15 protein-coding genes are annotated in these 17,209 nt (G+C 71.1%); 5 read left to right on the top strand and 10 right to left on the bottom strand.

From position 1 onward, the window contains the following. Positions 1-34: 34 nt before the first annotated feature. From ASG74_RS09600 to ASG74_RS09570, 7 genes are all read right to left on the bottom strand, one after another. Positions 35-904: a M56 family metallopeptidase gene (locus ASG74_RS09600; protein ID WP_056142012.1), complete on the bottom strand. Its 870-nt coding sequence runs from the start codon at positions 902-904 to the stop codon at positions 35-37. 15 nt (positions 905-919) lie between these two features. Beyond that, positions 920-1,315, bottom strand: coding sequence for a BlaI/MecI/CopY family transcriptional regulator (locus ASG74_RS09595; RefSeq protein WP_056142010.1), 396 nt, complete (start codon positions 1,313-1,315; stop codon positions 920-922). A gap of 5 nt (positions 1,316-1,320) precedes the next feature. Beyond that, positions 1,321-2,937: a thiol reductant ABC exporter subunit CydC gene (gene cydC / locus ASG74_RS09590; protein WP_056142006.1), complete on the bottom strand. Its 1,617-nt coding sequence runs from the start codon at positions 2,935-2,937 to the stop codon at positions 1,321-1,323. After that, complete coding sequence (gene cydD / locus ASG74_RS09585) at positions 2,934-4,526, bottom strand: thiol reductant ABC exporter subunit CydD (protein WP_056142003.1); 1,593 nt, start codon at positions 4,524-4,526, stop codon at positions 2,934-2,936. Before cydD ends, cydC begins: the two co-directional genes overlap by 4 nt. Positions 4,527-4,541: 15 nt before the next feature. Continuing rightward, on the bottom strand, positions 4,542-5,582 hold the full coding sequence (cydB, locus tag ASG74_RS09580) for a cytochrome d ubiquinol oxidase subunit II (RefSeq protein WP_056142000.1): 1,041 nt from the start codon (positions 5,580-5,582) through the stop codon (positions 4,542-4,544). Between the two features lie 31 nt (positions 5,583-5,613). After that, the gene (locus tag ASG74_RS09575; RefSeq protein ID WP_056141997.1) at positions 5,614-7,080 is read right to left on the bottom strand and encodes a cytochrome ubiquinol oxidase subunit I; all 1,467 of its coding nucleotides are present in this window, start codon (positions 7,078-7,080) and stop codon (positions 5,614-5,616) included. Positions 7,081-7,153: 73 nt separating this feature from the next. After that, a complete protein-coding gene (locus ASG74_RS09570; protein ID WP_056141994.1) occupies positions 7,154-7,543 on the bottom strand; it encodes a phage holin family protein in 390 nt (129 codons plus the stop codon). A 51-nt stretch (positions 7,544-7,594) separates the two neighbouring features. Here ASG74_RS09570 and hisC point away from each other — a divergent pair, with 51 nt between their 5' ends. Next, positions 7,595-8,695 carry a histidinol-phosphate transaminase gene (gene hisC, locus ASG74_RS09565; RefSeq protein ID WP_056141991.1) on the top strand — a complete coding sequence of 367 codons (1,101 nt, stop codon included), beginning with the start codon at positions 7,595-7,597 and terminating at the stop codon, positions 8,693-8,695. Here the strand turns inward: hisC and ASG74_RS09560 are convergent. Further along, positions 8,605-9,552, bottom strand: a complete 948-nt coding sequence (locus ASG74_RS09560) for an EamA family transporter (protein WP_056141987.1) — start codon at positions 9,550-9,552, stop codon at positions 8,605-8,607. The genes hisC and ASG74_RS09560 overlap by 91 nt on opposite strands. Before the next feature lie 71 nt (positions 9,553-9,623). On the opposite strand from ASG74_RS09560, the gene ASG74_RS09555 reads away from it, so the two are divergent. Continuing rightward, positions 9,624-10,520 carry a LysR family transcriptional regulator gene (locus tag ASG74_RS09555; RefSeq protein WP_056141984.1) on the top strand — a complete coding sequence of 299 codons (897 nt, stop codon included), beginning with the start codon at positions 9,624-9,626 and terminating at the stop codon, positions 10,518-10,520. A gap of 254 nt (positions 10,521-10,774) precedes the next feature. Then, on the top strand, positions 10,775-13,792 hold the full coding sequence (locus ASG74_RS17875) for a S8 family serine peptidase (protein WP_056141982.1): 3,018 nt from the start codon (positions 10,775-10,777) through the stop codon (positions 13,790-13,792). A gap of 66 nt (positions 13,793-13,858) precedes the next feature. Here the strand turns inward: ASG74_RS17875 and ASG74_RS09545 are convergent, their stop codons facing one another. Continuing rightward, positions 13,859-14,098: a hypothetical protein gene (locus ASG74_RS09545; protein ID WP_056141979.1), complete on the bottom strand. Its 240-nt coding sequence runs from the start codon at positions 14,096-14,098 to the stop codon at positions 13,859-13,861. 5 nt (positions 14,099-14,103) lie between these two features. Further along, positions 14,104-14,787 (bottom strand): hypothetical protein, encoded by a 684-nt coding sequence (locus tag ASG74_RS09540; protein ID WP_056141977.1) that lies wholly within the window; start codon positions 14,785-14,787, stop codon positions 14,104-14,106. Positions 14,788-15,011: 224 nt separating this feature from the next. On the opposite strand from ASG74_RS09540, the gene pdhA reads away from it, so the two are divergent. Continuing rightward, on the top strand, positions 15,012-16,220 hold the full coding sequence (gene pdhA, locus ASG74_RS09535) for a pyruvate dehydrogenase (acetyl-transferring) E1 component subunit alpha (protein WP_442910083.1): 1,209 nt from the start codon (positions 15,012-15,014) through the stop codon (positions 16,218-16,220). A 2-nt stretch (positions 16,221-16,222) separates the two neighbouring features. After that, on the top strand, positions 16,223-17,203 hold the full coding sequence (locus ASG74_RS09530) for an alpha-ketoacid dehydrogenase subunit beta (RefSeq protein WP_056141974.1): 981 nt from the start codon (positions 16,223-16,225) through the stop codon (positions 17,201-17,203). The last annotated feature ends 6 nt before the right edge of the window (positions 17,204-17,209 follow it).

Here is a 17,209-nt window from a genome sequence, read left to right as displayed (position 1 = left end):
GCGTCATTGTCCCATTGCTGGGCTCCCGACCGGATCAGCGCCAGGCGAGCCAGAGCAGGGCGAGCGGGAGGACGAGGACGGCACCGGCATACGCGTACATGCCGGCAACCACCACCGGTGGCATCGGGTCGGCGGCCAGCAGGCGCATCCGGGCTGCCGTCGTGCCGTCGCCACCCGCTCCGAGCGTGGCGAGTGGCGCCTGCCCCTGCGCCAGCGCCATGAGGGCGCGCGCCGTGGCGAGCGGACTCGAGGCCCGCACCGCCGCCCGGTCGGCGAGCGCCTCGACGAGCAGGCGCACCTCCCGCAGTGCCTCCGGAGAGCGGACCGGCCCGGGCACGGAGTGGTGCAGGACGGTGAAGTACTCGATGAGCAGGTCGTGCCGCCCCCGCAGGTGCGCCCGCTCGTGGGCCAGGACTGCGTCGAGCTGGTCACTCGGCAACGCTGCGAGGGCGCCCTGGGTGAGCACGACGCGCGACCGCCGGCCGGGCAGGCAGTACGCCGTCGGCGTCGCATGGTCGAGAACCCGTATGCCGTCCGCCCGCCTCTCGCCCTGCGTCACCGGTTCCGGGGTGGCCAGGACGTCGACGAGTTCGCGGTGGCGGGTGCGGGCGGCCCGCAGTCTCGTGCCGATGCGGTGCCCGGACAGGAGCAGCCGGCCGAGCACGAGCAGGGTCACGGCCGCGGCAAGACCCAGGACGACCCACCGCCCGGTCTGGAGCTCGGTGAGGTAGGAGAGGGCTGCGGGTGCGGCGCTCAGGGCCGCGAGCACTGCCGCCAGGGACACCGCCTGCCATGCCACGAGCGCGGCGCGCGGGGCGCGGCGGAAGCTCACGAGCCGGGCCATGAGACGTGGCGCCACCCCGGCGAGGACCGCCGCGAGCAGTACGAGCAGGAGGGCGAGCACGGCGGCGTCCCGGGCTCAGCCGCGTCGCTGCTCGACCTCGGACAGTGCAGCGCGCAGGTCGTCGAGCTCCTCGGGCGTGGCCCCGTCGAGGAAGTGCAGGAGGGTGGCGCGCCGGTCGCTCGCGTCATCGAGGGTGGCGCGCATCGTCTCGGCGGTCAGGGACTCGCGGGTGCCAGCGGGGGTGTAGCGCCAGGCCCGCCCGTCGCGCTCGCGCGTGACCAGGCCCTTCTTGGAGAGGCGGTCGAGGACGGTCATCACCGTCGTGTAGGCCAGTCCGCGCTCGGCGGGCAGGGCCTCGAGCACCTCGCGGACGCTGGCACCGTCGGGACGGTGCGCGGCAGAGTCCCACAGCTGCTCCATCAGGGTGCGCTCCAGGTCGCCGAGGCGGGGAGCGGAGGACGTGTGCGGCATGCGGCTCAGTCCTTCCGGGTGGGGGTCAGGTCGAGGATGGTGTCGACCATGTCGAGCCCCTCCTGACGGTGGCTGACGACGACAACGCTACGCCCGGACGTGGCATTCCAGACGTCACTCATGACCTGGGTCGCGGTCGCGTGGTCGAGGTGCGCGACCGGCTCGTCGAGGAGGACCACCGGTCGGCGCGAGAGCACGGCGCGGGCCAGGGCGAGCCGTGCGCGCTCACCGCCGGAGACGCCACGGCCTCCTGCACCGAGCCGGGTGTCGAGGCCGTCGGGCAGGCCGTCGAACCAGCTGCCGAGCCCGGCCACGCGCAACCCCCCGCGCAGGTCCTCGTCCTGCGCATCAGGCCGGGCCAGGAGGAGGTTGGCGCGCACGTCGCTCGCGAACAGGTGTGGCTCGTCGTCGACCACGGCGACGAGGTCACGCACCGCCTCGGTGTCCAGCTCGGTGGCGTCACGCCCGCCCACGCGGTAGGTGCCCGCGAGCGGGTCGAGGGCGCGTGCGAGCACGGCGAGCAGGGTGGACTTGCCGGACCCGTTGGCTCCGACGATGCCGACCCGCCTCCCGGGCGGGAGGTCGAGGTCGACCGGCCCGACGTCGACGTGGTCGGCGCTCCACCCGGCGGTGACGTCCTCGAGCACGAGGTGGGGTGCGCGCGAGGGGGGCTGTGCAGTGCCGGCGTCCGCGATCGCGGGTGCCTGGTCGAGCAGGGCGTCGACCCGCAACCGGCTCTGCTCCGCACGTGCCTGGGCCCGCACGGAGTCAGCGAGCGGGAGGACGGCGTCCGCGAGGGCGGCGGGGACGACGACGAGCAGGGCGGTCACCCCCGCCGAGAGGTCCGACCCTGTGGCGACGGCGGCCATGACGATGGTGGCGGCACCGGTGAGGGCGAGCACCCCACCCGTGACGAGAGCCCGTCCGCGGCTCTGGCGTCGCAGGGCGTCGGCGAGGTCGGCGTGTGCCCGGTCGAGCCGGCCGAGGACGTCTGCGGCCGCGCCGATCGCCTGGACCTCGAGTGTGTGCCGGGCCACCAGCTCGGCTGCCCGGCCCACCTCCGCGCGTGCCGCACCCAGCAGCGGCTGCGCCTCACGCTCACGGACCAGGCCGACCCGAGCAGTGAGCGCCACGAGCACCATCTCCACAGCGACCACGAGGCCGGCGCGCGGCTCGAGCGCCCCGGTCAGCACGATCGCGAAGAAGGCGGCAACGGCAGCCGACAGCACCGGCACCCGGACGCGGACGTGCGCCTCGACGACGTCGGTGAGGTCATCGACGACACCGGTGAGCACCGCCGACCGTGACCGACGGCCGAGGCGAGCGGGGGTGAGCGGCACGAGGGCGGCATACACCTCGGTGCGGGCGGAGGCGAGGTCCGCGAGGGCCGAGTCGTGGGAGCGGAGCCGCTCGAGGTGGCGGAAGAAGGGGCGGGCCATCCCGAAAGCCCGCACCCCGACGATGGCGGTGAGCAGGGTGAGGATCACCGGCCGCTCGGCGGCGCGCACGATGAGCCAGCCCGAGGTCGCGGTGAGGGCGACGCCCGAGGTCAGCGCCAGCCCACCCCACACCCCGGCCACCGCTCCGTCCCGGCGCGCGAGCGCCGGTCCGATGGTCGTCATGCCGTCACCTCCGCGAGGGTCCGACCGAGGTGGACGTGCTGCTCGGCGGTCGCGACGAGCTCGCTCGCGTGGGTGGCCGCGACGATGCAGCGCTCGGCGGCGAGGTTGCGCAGCAGGCCCGTCACGAGGGCGCTGCCCTCGCGATCGAGGTGGGCGGTGGGCTCGTCGAGCAGCAGGACGGGCGCGTCGGAGAGCACGGCCCGGGCGAGCCCGAGACGCAGGCGCTGACCCGCGGACAGGCCGAAGCCGTCATCGCCCAGCGAGGTGTCGAGCCCGTCGGGCAGCCGCGCAACCAGCTCGTCGAGCCCGACCTGGCGAAGGGCTGACCACAGCTCCTGCGCGGTGAGCTCGGGGGCGTTGCCCATCCGCAGCGCCTCGGTGATCGTGCCGTCGGGCAGGAACGGCCGCTGCGTCACGTAGTGCACGCGTCCTGCCTCCACGGTTCCCGAGCAGGGCAGGCGCAGCCCGGCGACGAGGTCGAGCAGGGTCGACTTGCCGCTCCCGGACTCCCCGGTGACGACGGTCAGCCCGAGCCCGGCGGTGAGCGACAGGTCGTCGATCACGCGCGCCTGCGACCCGGGGTAGGCATAGCCCAGGCCCTCGACCACGACAGCCGGCACCCCTGACCCGGACGGCGTGCCCCCAGAGTGCGCGCCGTCGACGGAGTGCTCGAGCAGCCTGCTGATGGCGGTGGCGCCGTCGGCGGCTGCGTGGAACTCGGCGCCGACCTTGCGGATCGGCCAGTACGCCTCTGGCGCAAGCAGGATCGCGAGCAGCCCGGCGTGGAGGGTCATGGAGCCGTGAGTGAGGCGCAGACCGACGCACACCGCGACGATGGCCACCGAGATGGTGGCGAGCAGCTCCAGCGCCGCCGACGACAGGAAGGCCAGGCGCAGGGTACGCATCGTCGCGAGCCGGTCCTGCTCCGACACCGCGCGCACGACCTCGACCTGGCGCCGGGCGCGTCCGAACGCGACGAGGGTCGGCAGGCCGCGCATCACGTCGCCGAAGTGTCCGGCCAGCTGCTCGAGCGCCCGCCAGCGCCGCATCGTGTCGTCCTCGGTCGTGCGCCCGATGAGTGCGGCGAACAGCGGCAGCAGGGGCAGCGTGGCGATGACGACCACCGCGCTCAGCGGGTCGACCACGAGCAGGGCCGACACGGCGAGGACCGGAACGACCACACCGGCGACCAGGGCGGGCAGGAAGCGGGCGGCATACGGCTCGACGGCACTGGCGCCCTGCACGGCGAGCGTCGAGGCCTTCTCGGCGTCCGGGCGACCCTCGACGGGTGCGGCGAGCCAGCGCTCGAGGAGCCCGCGGCGCAGGGCCGCGCTGACCTCGGTGGCGGTGCTCGCGCCGACGCGCTCGACGAGCATCCCCAGACCGGCGCGGACGAGGAAGGCGACGACGACCCAGCCGGCGGAGCGCACCCAGTCCTCGTGTGCCACGACATCGGTCACGAGCCGCGCCAGGGCGAAGGCGAGACCGATGGCTGCTGCGCCCTGCCCCGCCGCGACGGCGCCGAGCAGGATCACCGGACGGCGGACCGTCGGTGCGACCTGCAGCAGTCGTGGGTCAAAGGGCTTCATCCGTATGCCGTCCGCTCACTTCACCAGGACCGGCGCGGGGATGTGGGAGGTCGAGAGGCGGCGACGGAACACCCAGTAGGTCCAGGCCGTGTAGGCCAGGACGATCGGCAGGAAGAGCAGTGCGGCCACCGACATGATCTGCAGGGTCATCGTCGTGCTCGCGGCGTTATCGATGGTGAGCGAGGCACCGTCGGCGAGGGTCGTGGGCATGACCGCCGGGAAGAGCGCGACGAAGTACGCCGAGGCCGCCCCGACCCACGCCACTGCCGTGCCCGCGAAGGCTGCGTGCTCCTGCCCGGCGTGGTTGGCGACGAGCCCGGCGACCAGCCCCAGTGCCGCGATGAGGGCCAGCGAAGCGACCGTGACCGACCACTGGGTGCCGAGGAGCCAGCCGAGCAGGGTGAGTGCGAGCACCGCTGCCACGCCGCCCGACCGGGCGGCGACCTCTCGAGCGTCCTCGCGGACCGCGCCCTCGGTCTTCACCGTGAGGAACAGGGCGCCGTGGGTCACGGAGAGGGCCACGAAGGTGGCACCACCGAGCAGGCTCGGGAGGTTGAGCAGGGTCCCGAGCGAGCCGACGAACTCGAAGTCCTTGTCCAGGGGTACGCCACGCACGATGTTGGTGAGCGCCACCCCGACGAGGAACGGCGCCAGCAGCGACCCCGTGATGATGGCCGCGTCCCAGCGCCGGCGCCAGGTGTCGTCGTCGCGCTTGTGGCGGTACTCGAGGCCCATGTTGCGCACGATGAGCGCGACGAGCAGGAGCAGCAGGGGCAGGTAGAACGCGGAGAACATCGTGGCGTACCAGTGCGGGAAGGCCGCGAACATCGCGCCGCCGGCGGTGATGAGCCACACCTCGTTGCCGTCCCAGTGGGGACCGATCGCGGTGAGCATGACGCGACGGCGCTTCTCCGCCTCGTCAACGCCGGCGCCGACATGCGGGTGGCGGCCCAGGACCGGCAGCAGTGCCCCGACCCCGAAGTCGAACCCCTCGAGGACGAGGTAGCCGGTCCACAGCACCGCGATGAGGATGAACCAGATGAGCGGGTAGTCCATGTCGAGCTCTTCTTTCTCAGCAGTGCGGCAGTCAGTAGGCGAACTGGAGCGGCGCGTCCTCGGCGGGCGCCTCGTCCGGCTCGTGGAAGGGCTCTGCGCCATGGGCGACGTAACGCAGGAAGAGACGGACCTCGACGACGGCCAGCACGGCATACAGGAGGGTGTAGACGGTCATCGACGTCCAGATCTCGGCCGCGGACACCGACGGCGAGACGCCGAAGGCAGTCGTCATGAGCCCGTTGACGAGCCAGGGTTGCCGCCCGGTCTCGGTGAAGACCCAGCCGAAGCTGTTGCCGAAGATCGGCAGCAGCGGAGCAACGGCCGCCGCGGCCATCCCCCACCGTGACACCGGTGGACGCGAGCTGCCGCGGGTCACCCAGAGCAGGAGCGCGGACAACGCCATCGACGCGAACCCGACCCCCATCATGAGGCGGAAGGTCCAGTAGGCCAGCGGGATGTTGGGGGTGTAGTCGGCGTCGGCCGTGATGCGGGCGACGTCGCTGCCATAGGTGCGCTCGATCTGGGCGACCAGCTCCGCATTGCGCGCCTTGATCGGGTTGATGCCCTCGACCGTGCCGCTGGGGCTGCCGGTGGCCATGAAGGCCAGCACCTTGGGGACCTTGAGGGCGAAGACCTCGTGCTGACCGTCGAGCGAGCCGATGGTGAGGACCGAGAAGCCCGCACCGGCCTCGGTCTCGTAGAGCGCCTCGGCCGCCGCCATCTTCATCGGCTGCACCTCGGTCATGATCTTGCCCTGCACGTCACCGGACACGATGACGCCCAGGCTCGCGACGAGGGTCAGGACGGCGCCGAGGCGGGTGGCGCGGCGGTACATGGGCACGTCGTCGGCGTCGTGCGCGCCGGGTGCGGCCGCACGCCGCCAGAGCCAGAGCGCGACGCCCATGACCACGGCCCCTCCGACCATGTAGGCCGAGGTGACGATGTGGGGGAAGGCGACGAGCTGCACCTTGTTGAGCAGGATCGCGACGAAGTCGGTCATCTCGGCCCGCCCGGACTCCGGGTTGTAGCGGAAGCCGACCGGGTTCTGCATGAAGGAGTTCGCCGCGAGGATGAAGTAGGCCGACAGCAGCGTGCCCACGTGCACCACCCACATCGTCGCCACGTGCAGCTTCTCGGGGATGCGCCCCCACCCGAAGATCCACAGCCCCAGGAAGGTCGACTCGACGAAGAATGCGAGCAGCGCCTCGAGGGCCAGCGGCGCCCCGAAGATGTCACCGACGAAGCGCGAGTAGTCCGACCAGTTCATCCCGAACTGGAACTCCTGGACGATGCCGGTGACGAGCCCGAGCGCGAAGTTGATCGTGAAGAGCTTGCCGAAGAACTTCGTCAGCCGCAGCCACTCCGGTCGCCGGGTGCGCAGCCACGCCGTGTGCATCGCCGCGACGACGAGCGAGAGCCCGATCGTCACGGGGACGAAGAGGAAGTGGTAGACGGTCGTGATGGCGAACTGCCAGCGCGCGAGGTCGACGGGCTCCATGGCATTCCTCGGGATCGACGGAGAAACTACTACCGTCGATAGTATCTACGACAGGACGTCGTAGCCAAACGGCTCAGTCGTCGTCGCCGTCGGGCAGGACCACGCTGAGGAGCCACGAGACGATGGTGATGATCACGGCACCGATCACGGCGTCCCAGAAGAACTGGTCGATCGTGAACGCGAGCCCGAGGGGCTTCGCGATCCACTCGGTGATCTGGAGCATGAACGCGTTGACGATGAACGTGAACAGGCCCAGCGTCAGGACGATCGCGGGGAAGGACAGGATCTTGGCGATCGGGCGGATCACGGCGTTGACGAGGCCGAAGACCAGCGCCACGAGCACGATCGTCACGACCTTGCTCGTCCAGGCGTCGTCCTCGCCGAAGCTGATGCCGTTGACGAGGCCGGCGGCCGCCCAGAGGGCCACGGCGTTGATGAGGACTCGGATCACGAAGTTCTGCACGCGATCATGCTCGCACGGGACCGCTCGACATGGCCCTCTACAGTGGCGAGCATGACCGATGGTGCTGCTCCGACCCCGTCCTCCCGCGTCCGCCTCCGGGAGGCGCTGGGTGGTGTCCCGGCCTACGTCGCGGGCCGGCCGGCGGCCGTTCTGGAGGGCGTCACGGCATACAAGATGTCGTCGAACGAGAACCCCTATCCGCCCCTGCCGTCCGTCCTCGAGGTCGTGCGCGAGCACGCGGGCCAGATGAACCGCTACCCCGACATGGGGGTGGCGGCGCTGACCGAGGCGCTCGCCGCCAGGCTCGACGTCCCGGCCGCGCGCATCGCGACGGGCCCCGGCAGTGTCGGGGTGCTGAGCCAGATCATCACGGCGTTGTGCGACCCCGGTGACGAGGTCGTCTTCGCGTGGCGCAGCTTCGAGGCCTACCCGATCCTCGTGGCCCTGTCCGGTGCCACGGCGGTCCGGGTGCCGCTGACCAGCGAGGCGCGTCACGACCTCGACGCGATGGCGGCGGCGGTCACCGAGCGCACCAAGGTCGTCCTCGTCTGCACCCCCAACAACCCCACGGGTCCGAGCGTGCGCACCAACGAGCTCGAGGCGTTCCTCGACGCGGTGCCCGACGATGTGCTGGTGGTCCTCGACGAGGCCTATCTCGAGTTCGTCTCCTCCGCCGACGCGCCCGACGCGTTGGCCGTCCACCGTGCGCGCCCCAATGTCGCGGTCCTGCGCACCTTCTCCAAGGCCTACGGCCTTGCCGGACTGCGGGTCGGGTATGCCGTGGCGCACGAACCCGTGGCCGAGGCCTTGCGCAAGGCGGCGATTCCCTTCGGCGTGAGCTCGCTGGCGCAGGTGGCGGCGATCGCCTCCCTCGAGGCGTTCGACGAGCTCGATGTGCGGGTCAAGCAGCTCGTCGCGGAGCGGGCCCGTGTGGTGGCCGAGCTCGAGAAGCAGGGCTGGGACCTGCCCGAGACCGACGCCAACTTCGTGTGGTTCCCGGTGGGCGAGCGCACGGGCGAGCTTGCCGCGGCGTGCCAGGAGGTGGGCCTGACGGTGCGGCCCTACGGCACCGACGGGGTCCGCGCGACCATCGCCGAGCCCGAGGCCAACGACCGGCTGCTCGAGGTGACCGGGTCCTTCCCGCGCGACTGACCCTGCCCCGAGGTGATGAGGACCCCCACCACGACCACCGCGCAGCCGACCCACTCCAGTGCCGCGGGACGCTCCCCGAGCAGGACCCACGCGGCGGTGAGGCCGGTGACCGGCACGAGCATCGAGAAGGGGGCGACCGTGCCCGCCGGGTGCCGCGCCATGAGCCAGGACCAGATGCCGGTCCCGATGACCGTCGCGATGAGGCTGGTGTAGACGAGGCCGAGCACGGCCAGGCCCCCGACCGAGCTCCACACGGAGGTGAGCGAGCTGCCGATCCGCTGCGGGCCCTCGACGACGAGGCTGAGCAGCAACATGGGTAGCGGCGGCACGACGCTCATCCACATCGTGAGGCGGAAGGGCTGGGTCGAGCGGGCCCGCCTGACCGCGAGGTTGCCGAAGGCCCAGCCGAGCCCGCCGAGCACGGTGAGGACGAACGGCCAGGCGGCCGAGGCGTCGCCGCGCTGCGAGCCCACGATGGCCAGGCCGACGAGGGCGACGAGGACTCCGAGCCCCCGTCGCGGTGAGAGGCGCTCCCCGAGAAGGGCGCCCAGGACGACGGTGAAGGGCGCCGAGCTCTGGAGCACGAGCGAGGCGAGGCCGGCCGGCATACCCGTGGCCATCCCCCAGTAGAGGAAGACGAACTGGAGCATCCCGAACCCGAGCCCGTAGAGCAGGACCCAGCGCCAGGCGACGTCCGGCCTCGGGACGAACAGCACCGCAACCACCGCGAGCGGGAGCCATCGCAGTGCCACCGTGAAGAACGGTGGGAACTGTTCGAGCGAGGCGTGGATGGCGATGAAGTTCACGCCCCAGAGGACGGCGACGAGCATGGCGAGGAGGCGGTGGCGTGCTGGCACGGCTCCAGCGTTCCTGCTGGCACTGCTTCGGTCCAGTGAAAGTTTGTTGGTCAAGTGTTTAGGCTGCCTGCATGGATGCTCGTCATCTCGCCCTCCTGCGGGAGCTCGCCGACCGCGGGAGCGTCACGGCCGTGGCCGCAGCGACCCATCGCACGGCCTCGGCCGTGTCGCAGCAGCTGCGCACGGCTGAGCGTGACCTCGGCGTCCGGCTCGTCGAACCCGTCGGGCGCGGGCTCCGGCTCACCGACGCCGGCCGGCTCCTCGCCGACGGAGCAGTCGACGTGGCGAGCGCGCTGGCGCGGGTCGAGGCACGGCTCGACGAGTTCCGGGGCCGACCGTCCGGCACCGTGAGGATCGCGGCCCTGACGAGCGCCGCCGAGTTCCTCGTCCCGCCTGCTCTGGTGCAGCTGGCCGGGGAGGGCATCGACGTCGAGCTGAGCGACACGGACGTGTCGGAGGAGGACTACGCGTCGCTCGCCGCCGACCACGACCTCGTCATCGGCCACAGCCTGCTCAGTGCCGTCCCGCGTGGCGCTGAGCACCTCGCGCGCACGGTCCTCGCCCGCGAGCCCCTCGACGTGGCCCTGCCGAGCGGCCACGCCCTCGCGGCCAAGGACGTGCTGTCACCGCGCGACGTCATCGACGAGCCCTGGATCGGTGTGCCGCCGGGTTACCCCTTCGCGGCGGTCCTCGACGGACTGGAGGGTGTCACGGGACGGCCCGTGCGTGTCGTCCAGCGTGTGCGCGACAACCGGGTCGTGGAGGCCCTCGTGGTCGCCGGCGTCGGGGTCGCTCTGCTCCCGCGCTTCACGTCCCGCCCTCGCGACGGCCTCGCGCTGCGGCCGCTGCGCGGCGTCAACGCCCGCCGCTGGGTGGTGGCGCTGGCCCGTCCGGACCGCGCCGAACGCGCCGTCGTCGGCCGGGCCGTCGCGGTGCTGCGCGACGTCGGAGCCCACACCGCCAGCTGAGAAGCCGTCGAGAGTGGACAGAGTCCCGCTCCGGGGTACCCGAGGCAGGACCTTGCCCACTCTCGACGGATGGGTTCGTGCGGACGGCACAGGATTCTCTGCGAACCTCTGGCGCGCCGTCGATCCAGGGGTCACACTGTCGTCACCCGTTGGCTCCCGCTGCGGGTGACGCGGACACGACGACGTGCCACGCGAAGGACCCGTAGAGGGGAAGACGTATGTCTCAACTCCAGTCCCGGGGGAGGAAGTTCGCAGTGGTGGCCACCGGAGCCGTCGCTGCAGCGATCCTGCCCTTGGCAAGCCTGGCGCCCACCGCCCAGGCGGCAGTCGGTGCCACCGGGGACGGTGCGGCCCAGACCGCTTCGTCGCCCGTGGCCAAGTCGAGCACGGGCAGCTACATCGTGCTCATGAAGGCCGATCCGCTCGTCCGTTCGGTCAAGCAGCAGGACCTCAACAAGGCTCCCGCCAAGTCCAAGCGCAAGGCGATCAAGGCCTCGCACGACAAGGTCCTCAAGGCAGCTGGTGTCTCCAGCTCGCGCAGGACCACCGACTTCAGCAACACCCTCAACGGCTTCGCGGTGCGCACCGACCTCCAGGGCGCCGAGCGACTGGCCAAGCAGTCCGGTGTCGCAGCCGTGATCCCGGACGAGATGCGCCAGGCGCAGTCCATCGCCTCCGCCGTCGACCAGGCCAAGGCCGACCGCACCGGGCCCAACGCCCTCAACTCCTTCCTCGGCCTCACCGACAAGAAGGACGCCTACAACAGCGGCGTCACCGGCAACGGCGTGCTCGTCGGGGTCATCGACACCGGCATCTGGCCCGAGCAGCCGATGCTCGCCGACGACGGGACCTTCCCGGCGGCACCGAAGTTCGACGAGTCCGAGCGTTCGGCCTGCGACTTCGGCAACACCGCGTGGAACACGAACGACAAGCCCTTCACGTGCAACAACAAGCTGGTGGGTGCCCGCGAGTTCCTCGACACCTACAAGGCGAACGCCGGGCTCACGCCCGAGGAGTTCGACTCGGCCCGTGACAACGAAGGACACGGCACGCACACGGCGACGACCGCTGCCGGCAACGCCAACGTGCAGTCCGAGATCTTCGGTGTCGCCAAGGACGTCGTCTCCGGCATCGCCCCGCGGGCCCAGGTCATCGCCTACAAGGCCCTTGGTGACGGCGGTGGCTACACCTCGGACCTGTCCGCGGCCATCGACCAGGCAGTGGCCGACGGCGTGGACGTCATCAACTACTCCATCGGTGGCGGCGCCCGCGTCGTCTCCGCGGACACGCTCTCGTTCCTCTTCGCCGCGGACGCCGGTGTCTTCGCCGCCGTCTCCGCCGGCAACAGCGGACCCGGCCCGAAGACCATCGGTGGCCCGTCCAACGTGCCGTGGGTGACCTCGGTCGGCGCGACGACGCTGCCGCGCAACTACGCCGGTTCCATCCACCTGAGCAACGGCAAGGTCTACAACGGCACCTCGGTCACCAGGGGCACGGCTGTCGCCCCGGTCATCGACGCCGCCAAGGCGGGCCTGGCCGGCAAGGCCAACCCCGGCCTGTGCGTCGAGGGCTCGCTGGACCCGGCCAAGGCCAAGGGCAAGATCGTGCTCTGCGAGCGCGGCTCCAACGGGCGCATCGCCAAGAGCGGCGAGGTCAAGCGTGCCGGCGGTGTCGGCATGGTCCTCTACAACGCCGTCGACTCCGACACGATGTTCTCGGACAACTTCTTCGTGCCCACGGTGATGATGGACAACACCCCGGGTGAGGAGATCGTCGCGTGGGCCAACTCGCAGTCGGCGCCGACCGCCCAGATCGTCAACGACGGCATCAACACGCTGTGGCACTACAGCCCCACCGTGACCTACTTCTCGAGCCGTGGTGAGACCGTCCCCAACGGCGACATCATCAAGCCCGACATCGCTGCTCCGGGTGCCCAGATCATGGCCGGCAACACGCCGCTGCCCACCGGTGGCAGCCAGCCCTCGGGTGAGCTCTGGCAGGCCATCGCGGGCACGTCCATGTCGAGCCCGGTCGTGGCCGGGTCCTACGCCCTGCTCAAGCAGGCGCACCCCGACTGGTCACCTGCGGCCGCAAAGTCGGCCATGATGACGACCGCCTACACGGCGGTGCGAGACAGCGACCGCGTGTCACCGGCAACGCCGTTCGACACCGGTTCCGGCATGGCCAAGCTGGGTGAGCCGGCCAAGAAGGGGTCGGCGTTCCAGCCCGGCCTCGTCTACGACGCCGGCTTCAACGACTACCTCGGCTTCCTCTGCGCCGAAGGTCCTGAGGTGTTCGGCAACCCGGCCGCCACGTGCAAGAGCCTGGCCAATGCCGGCATCGCGACGACGGCGGCGAACCTCAACTACGCCTCCATCGGCATGGAAGCCGTCCCGGGCGAGCAGACGGTCACCCGGACCGTGACCAACGTCAGCGCCAAGAAGGTCTCGGTCGACGCGGTCATCGAGGCGCCGGCCGGCTACTCCGCCACTGCCAGCCCGAGCTCGCTCCAGCTGGCACCGGGTGCGTCGAAGTCCTTCACGCTGACCGTCCGCAACACGGGCGCCAAGGTCGGCGAGTGGAAGTTCGGCTCGCTCACCTGGAAGGGCACTGGCTACGAGGTCCGCAGCCCGATCGCTGTCAAGGGGGTCGCCATCGCGGCACCCGCCACCGTGTCGGGCTCCGGCACCTCTGGCACGGCCACCCTCTCGGTCACGGTCGGTCAGGCCGGCACCTACACGGCCGTTCCGCACGGGCTGGTGGGCACCACCCACACCACCGGCACGGTCGCGCAGGACCCGGACCAGACGTTCCCGAGCGCCGATGACGGTGCCGGTGTCGTGCGCAAGTCGTTCACGCTCAGTGGGGTGGACCACGCGCGCTGGAAGCTCCAACTTCCGGAGCCGTATGACATCGACGTCTACCTGTTCGGGCCGGACGGCAAGCAGGTGGCCGCGTCGACCAACGGCGGGACGGACGAGCAGATCGACCTCGACCGGCCTGCGGACGGCACGTACACGATGGTCGTCCACGGTTGGGCCGTCGGTGCCACACCGGTCGCGTTCGACCTCAGGTCGTGGCTCGTCCCGAACGCGACGGGAGGCAGCCTGTCGGTGACGTCGGGCAGCCCGACGACCGCCACGGCGGGAACGAAGGTTCAGGTCGGACTGGCGTGGTCGGGCCTGGCCGCCGGGGACACCTGGCTGGGCTCGGTCTCCCACGCGATCGACGGCACCCGCGTCGCCTCGACCACGGTGGAGGTCACCAGCTGACCACCTGGCACACCCGAGAGGCCCTCACCACCGCGGTGGGGGCCTCTTGGCGTCCGGGCACCGGGATCAGGCGTCGCGGACGACCTCGGTGACGACGAAGACCGGGCCCTGCATGCAGTGGCTGAGCATCTCGGGCTCCACCCGTCCGCGCACCGTCAACTCTGCGCCGCCACCGGACGCCGGCAGCAGACGCGCGGCAGGGCCGACGAGGGTGAAGGTGTCCCCGTCGGCAGTCCGCAGCACGACGCAGCTGCTCTCGACGGCCTCGACGAGGTGGCCGGTGAGCGTCCTGTCCCGGGGTCGCATCGCACTCACCCCGCCGGGGTGAGGGTGGCGACCTCGAGAACCGGACCCTGCATGCAGGTGGAGCGGAGGTTGTCACTGCGCGTTCCCCGCACGGTGACGCGGGTGCCGTCAGCCACCCACACCTCGCCGATGAGGGTGAAGGTCCCGTCATCGGTGCGCAGCACACGGCACCCGGCCTCGACCCCCGCCGTCACGACACCCGTGAGCGTCACCGGCGCGCCCGCCGGGCTCGTGCTGGGCAGGGGGATGGGCCGGTCGTCCCTCTCCGCAGGCGTCGCCTCGCTCACCTGGAAGGGGAGGCCCTGCGGGCACGCGGGGTCCATCGCATCCATCGCGACGCCCTGGATGACGTATGCCGTGCCTGCCGTCAGGCTCTCCGGCCCACCGATGAGCACCCACCGGTGGGCGTCCCGGTCGTTCTTGAACACCACGCAGCCGCCGTCGGTGCTCGTCACGCGTCCCGACATGACAGCGGGACGAGCCCGTCCGATCGGAGGCATCTGCGTGCCCGACGGTGAGGTCGAGGGGGTCGCCGCCGAGGCGCTCGCGGAGGGCGACGCGGTGCTCGCCGGACTGGAGCCTCCCGGCGGGTCCTGCGCGGAACCACACGCGGAGAGGAAGCCGAGAGCGCACAGCGCGCTCGCGGCATACCCGGTCGTCCGTCGTCTCGAGAAGAGGTGCACACCCATGAACCTAGGACGTCGCGGGCCCCGGGACGGTTCCCTGACCGGCGCGTTTGGTGACGGGGCGGGCGGTCGCGGTACGTTTGCCCCAGCAGGCTTGGTGACCCCCCACACACCCCGTGGGGAGTCCCAGACACCGCCGTCCGGGCCGCGTGCGTACCAGCGCGTGGAGCCGGCGGCCCGAGCCGGGCGTCCGTCACGAACGGACGTCCCAGGGAACAGGAGTGCCCGTGAGCGACACCGACGTCGCCGCCTCGCCGTCCGGCGGTATGGACCACCACGTCTCGGTGGATCCGGCCATCGTGACCGAGCCCCGTCCGGCTGCCGATGGTGGCCCCGACATGGTCCAGCTGCTCACCCCCGAGGGTGAGCGCGTGCACCACACCGAGTACGACGCGATCATCGACGCGCTGAGCCACGACGAGCTGCGTGCCTTCTATCGCGACCTCGTGCTCATCCGCCGCGTCGACCAGGAAGCCACGGCCCTGCAGCGCCAGGGTGAGCTGGGGCTGTGGGCCTCGCTCCTCGGGCAGGAGGCCGCCCAGATCGGCTGCGGCCGCGCCATGCGCACGCAGGACCACGCCTTCCCCGGCTACCGCGAGCACGGCATCGCCTGGACCCGCGGCCTGGACCCGATGCGGCTCATCGCGATGTACCGCGGGGTCGACAAGGGTGCCTGGGACCCCGCCGAGTTCGGCTTCCACGGCTACACCATCGTCATCGGCAACCAGAGCCTCATCGGCACCGGCTACGCCATGGGCATCCAGCGAGACGGCGCCGTGGGCACCGGCGACGACCAGCGTGACGCGGCCGTCATCGCGTGCATGGGTGACGGTGCCACGGCCCAGGGCGACAACAACGAGGCGTTCGTCTTCGCCGGCGTCTACAACAGCCCTGTCGTCTTCTTCTGCCAGAACAACCAGTGGGCCATCTCCGAGCCCAACGCGCGCCAGACGAGAGCCCCGATCTACAAGCGGGCCGACGGCTTCGGCTTCCCCGGGATCCGGGTCGACGGCAACGACGTCCTTGCCTCGTATGCCGTGACCAAGACGATGCTGGACCGCGCGCGTTCCGGTGACGGTCCCTCGCTCGTCGAGGCCTACACCTACCGCATGGCTGCCCACACGACCTCCGACGACCCGACCAAGTACCGCGTCTCCGCGGAGGTCGAGATCTGGAAGCTGCGCGACCCGATCGCCCGCTACAAGCGCTGGCTCATGAGCGAGGGCATCGCCGACCACGACTACTTCGAGGCGATCGACCGCGAGGCCGACGAGCTCGGCGAGCACGTGCGCACCGCCACCGTGTCCATGCCCGACCCGGACGTGGGCGACATCTTCGACCAGGTCTATGTCGAGCCCCACCAGCAGGTGGCTGACGACAAGGCGACCTTCACGGCCTACCTCGAGTCCTTCGAGGGACAGGAGGTCCAGGCGTGAGCATGCAGAAGACCACGATCGCCAAGGCCCTCAACACCGGTCTGCGCAGGGCGATGGAGCGCGACCCCAAGGTCATCCTCCAGGGCGAGGACATCGGCAAGCTCGGTGGCGTCTTCCGCATCACCGAGCACCTCCAGAAGGACTTCGGCGAGGACCGCGTCATCGACACGCCCCTGGCCGAGTCCGGGATCCTGGGCACCGGCATCGGGCTGGCGCTGCGCGGCTACCGGCCGGTGATCGAGATCCAGTTCGACGGCTTCGTCTACCCCGCGTTCGACCAGATCGTCTCCCAGCTGTCCAAGCTGCACTCGCGCTCGCGCGGGGCGGTCAAGGTGCCCGTCGTCGTGCGGATCCCCATGGGTGGCGGCATCGGCGCGGTCGAGCACCACAGCGAGTCCAACGAGGCCTACTTCGCGCACACCCTGGGTCTGCGCGTGGTGTTCTGCTCGAACCCCGAGGACGCCTACTGGATGATCCAGCAGGCCATCGAGTGCGACGACCCGGTGATCTTTTACGAGCCCAAGCGGCGCTACCACGAGAAGGGCGAGGTCGACTTCGACGCGCCCTCCGCCCCGCGCGACCTCTTCTCGGCGCACACCGTGCGCGAGGGCACCGACCTCACGCTCGCGTGCTGGGGTCCGATGGTCAAGGTCTGCCTCGACGCCGCCAGGGTCGCCGCCGAGGAGGGTCGCTCGCTCGAGGTGATCGACCTGCGCTCGGTCAGCCCCCTCGACATCGACGCCATCACCCGCTCCGTCGAGAAGACGGGCCGGCTCGTCGTCGCCCAGGAGGCGCCGTCGTTCGTGTCCGTGGGTTCCGAGATCGCTGCGCTCGTGACCGAGCGCTGCTTCTACTCGCTGGAGTCACCGGTGATCCGGGTCGCGGGCTGGAACACGCCCTACCCGGCGAGCAAGCTCGAGGAGCACTACCTGCCCGATCTCGACCGCGTGCTCGACGGTGTCGACCGCGCGCTGGCCTACTGAGTCCGA

Source organism: Knoellia sp. Soil729, assembly GCF_001427985.1.
In the GTDB taxonomy this organism is placed as follows: domain Bacteria; phylum Actinomycetota; class Actinomycetes; order Actinomycetales; family Dermatophilaceae; genus Knoellia.
The sequence above is the reverse complement of the archived record's forward strand: the minus strand, read 5'-3'. Positions and strand labels throughout refer to the sequence as shown.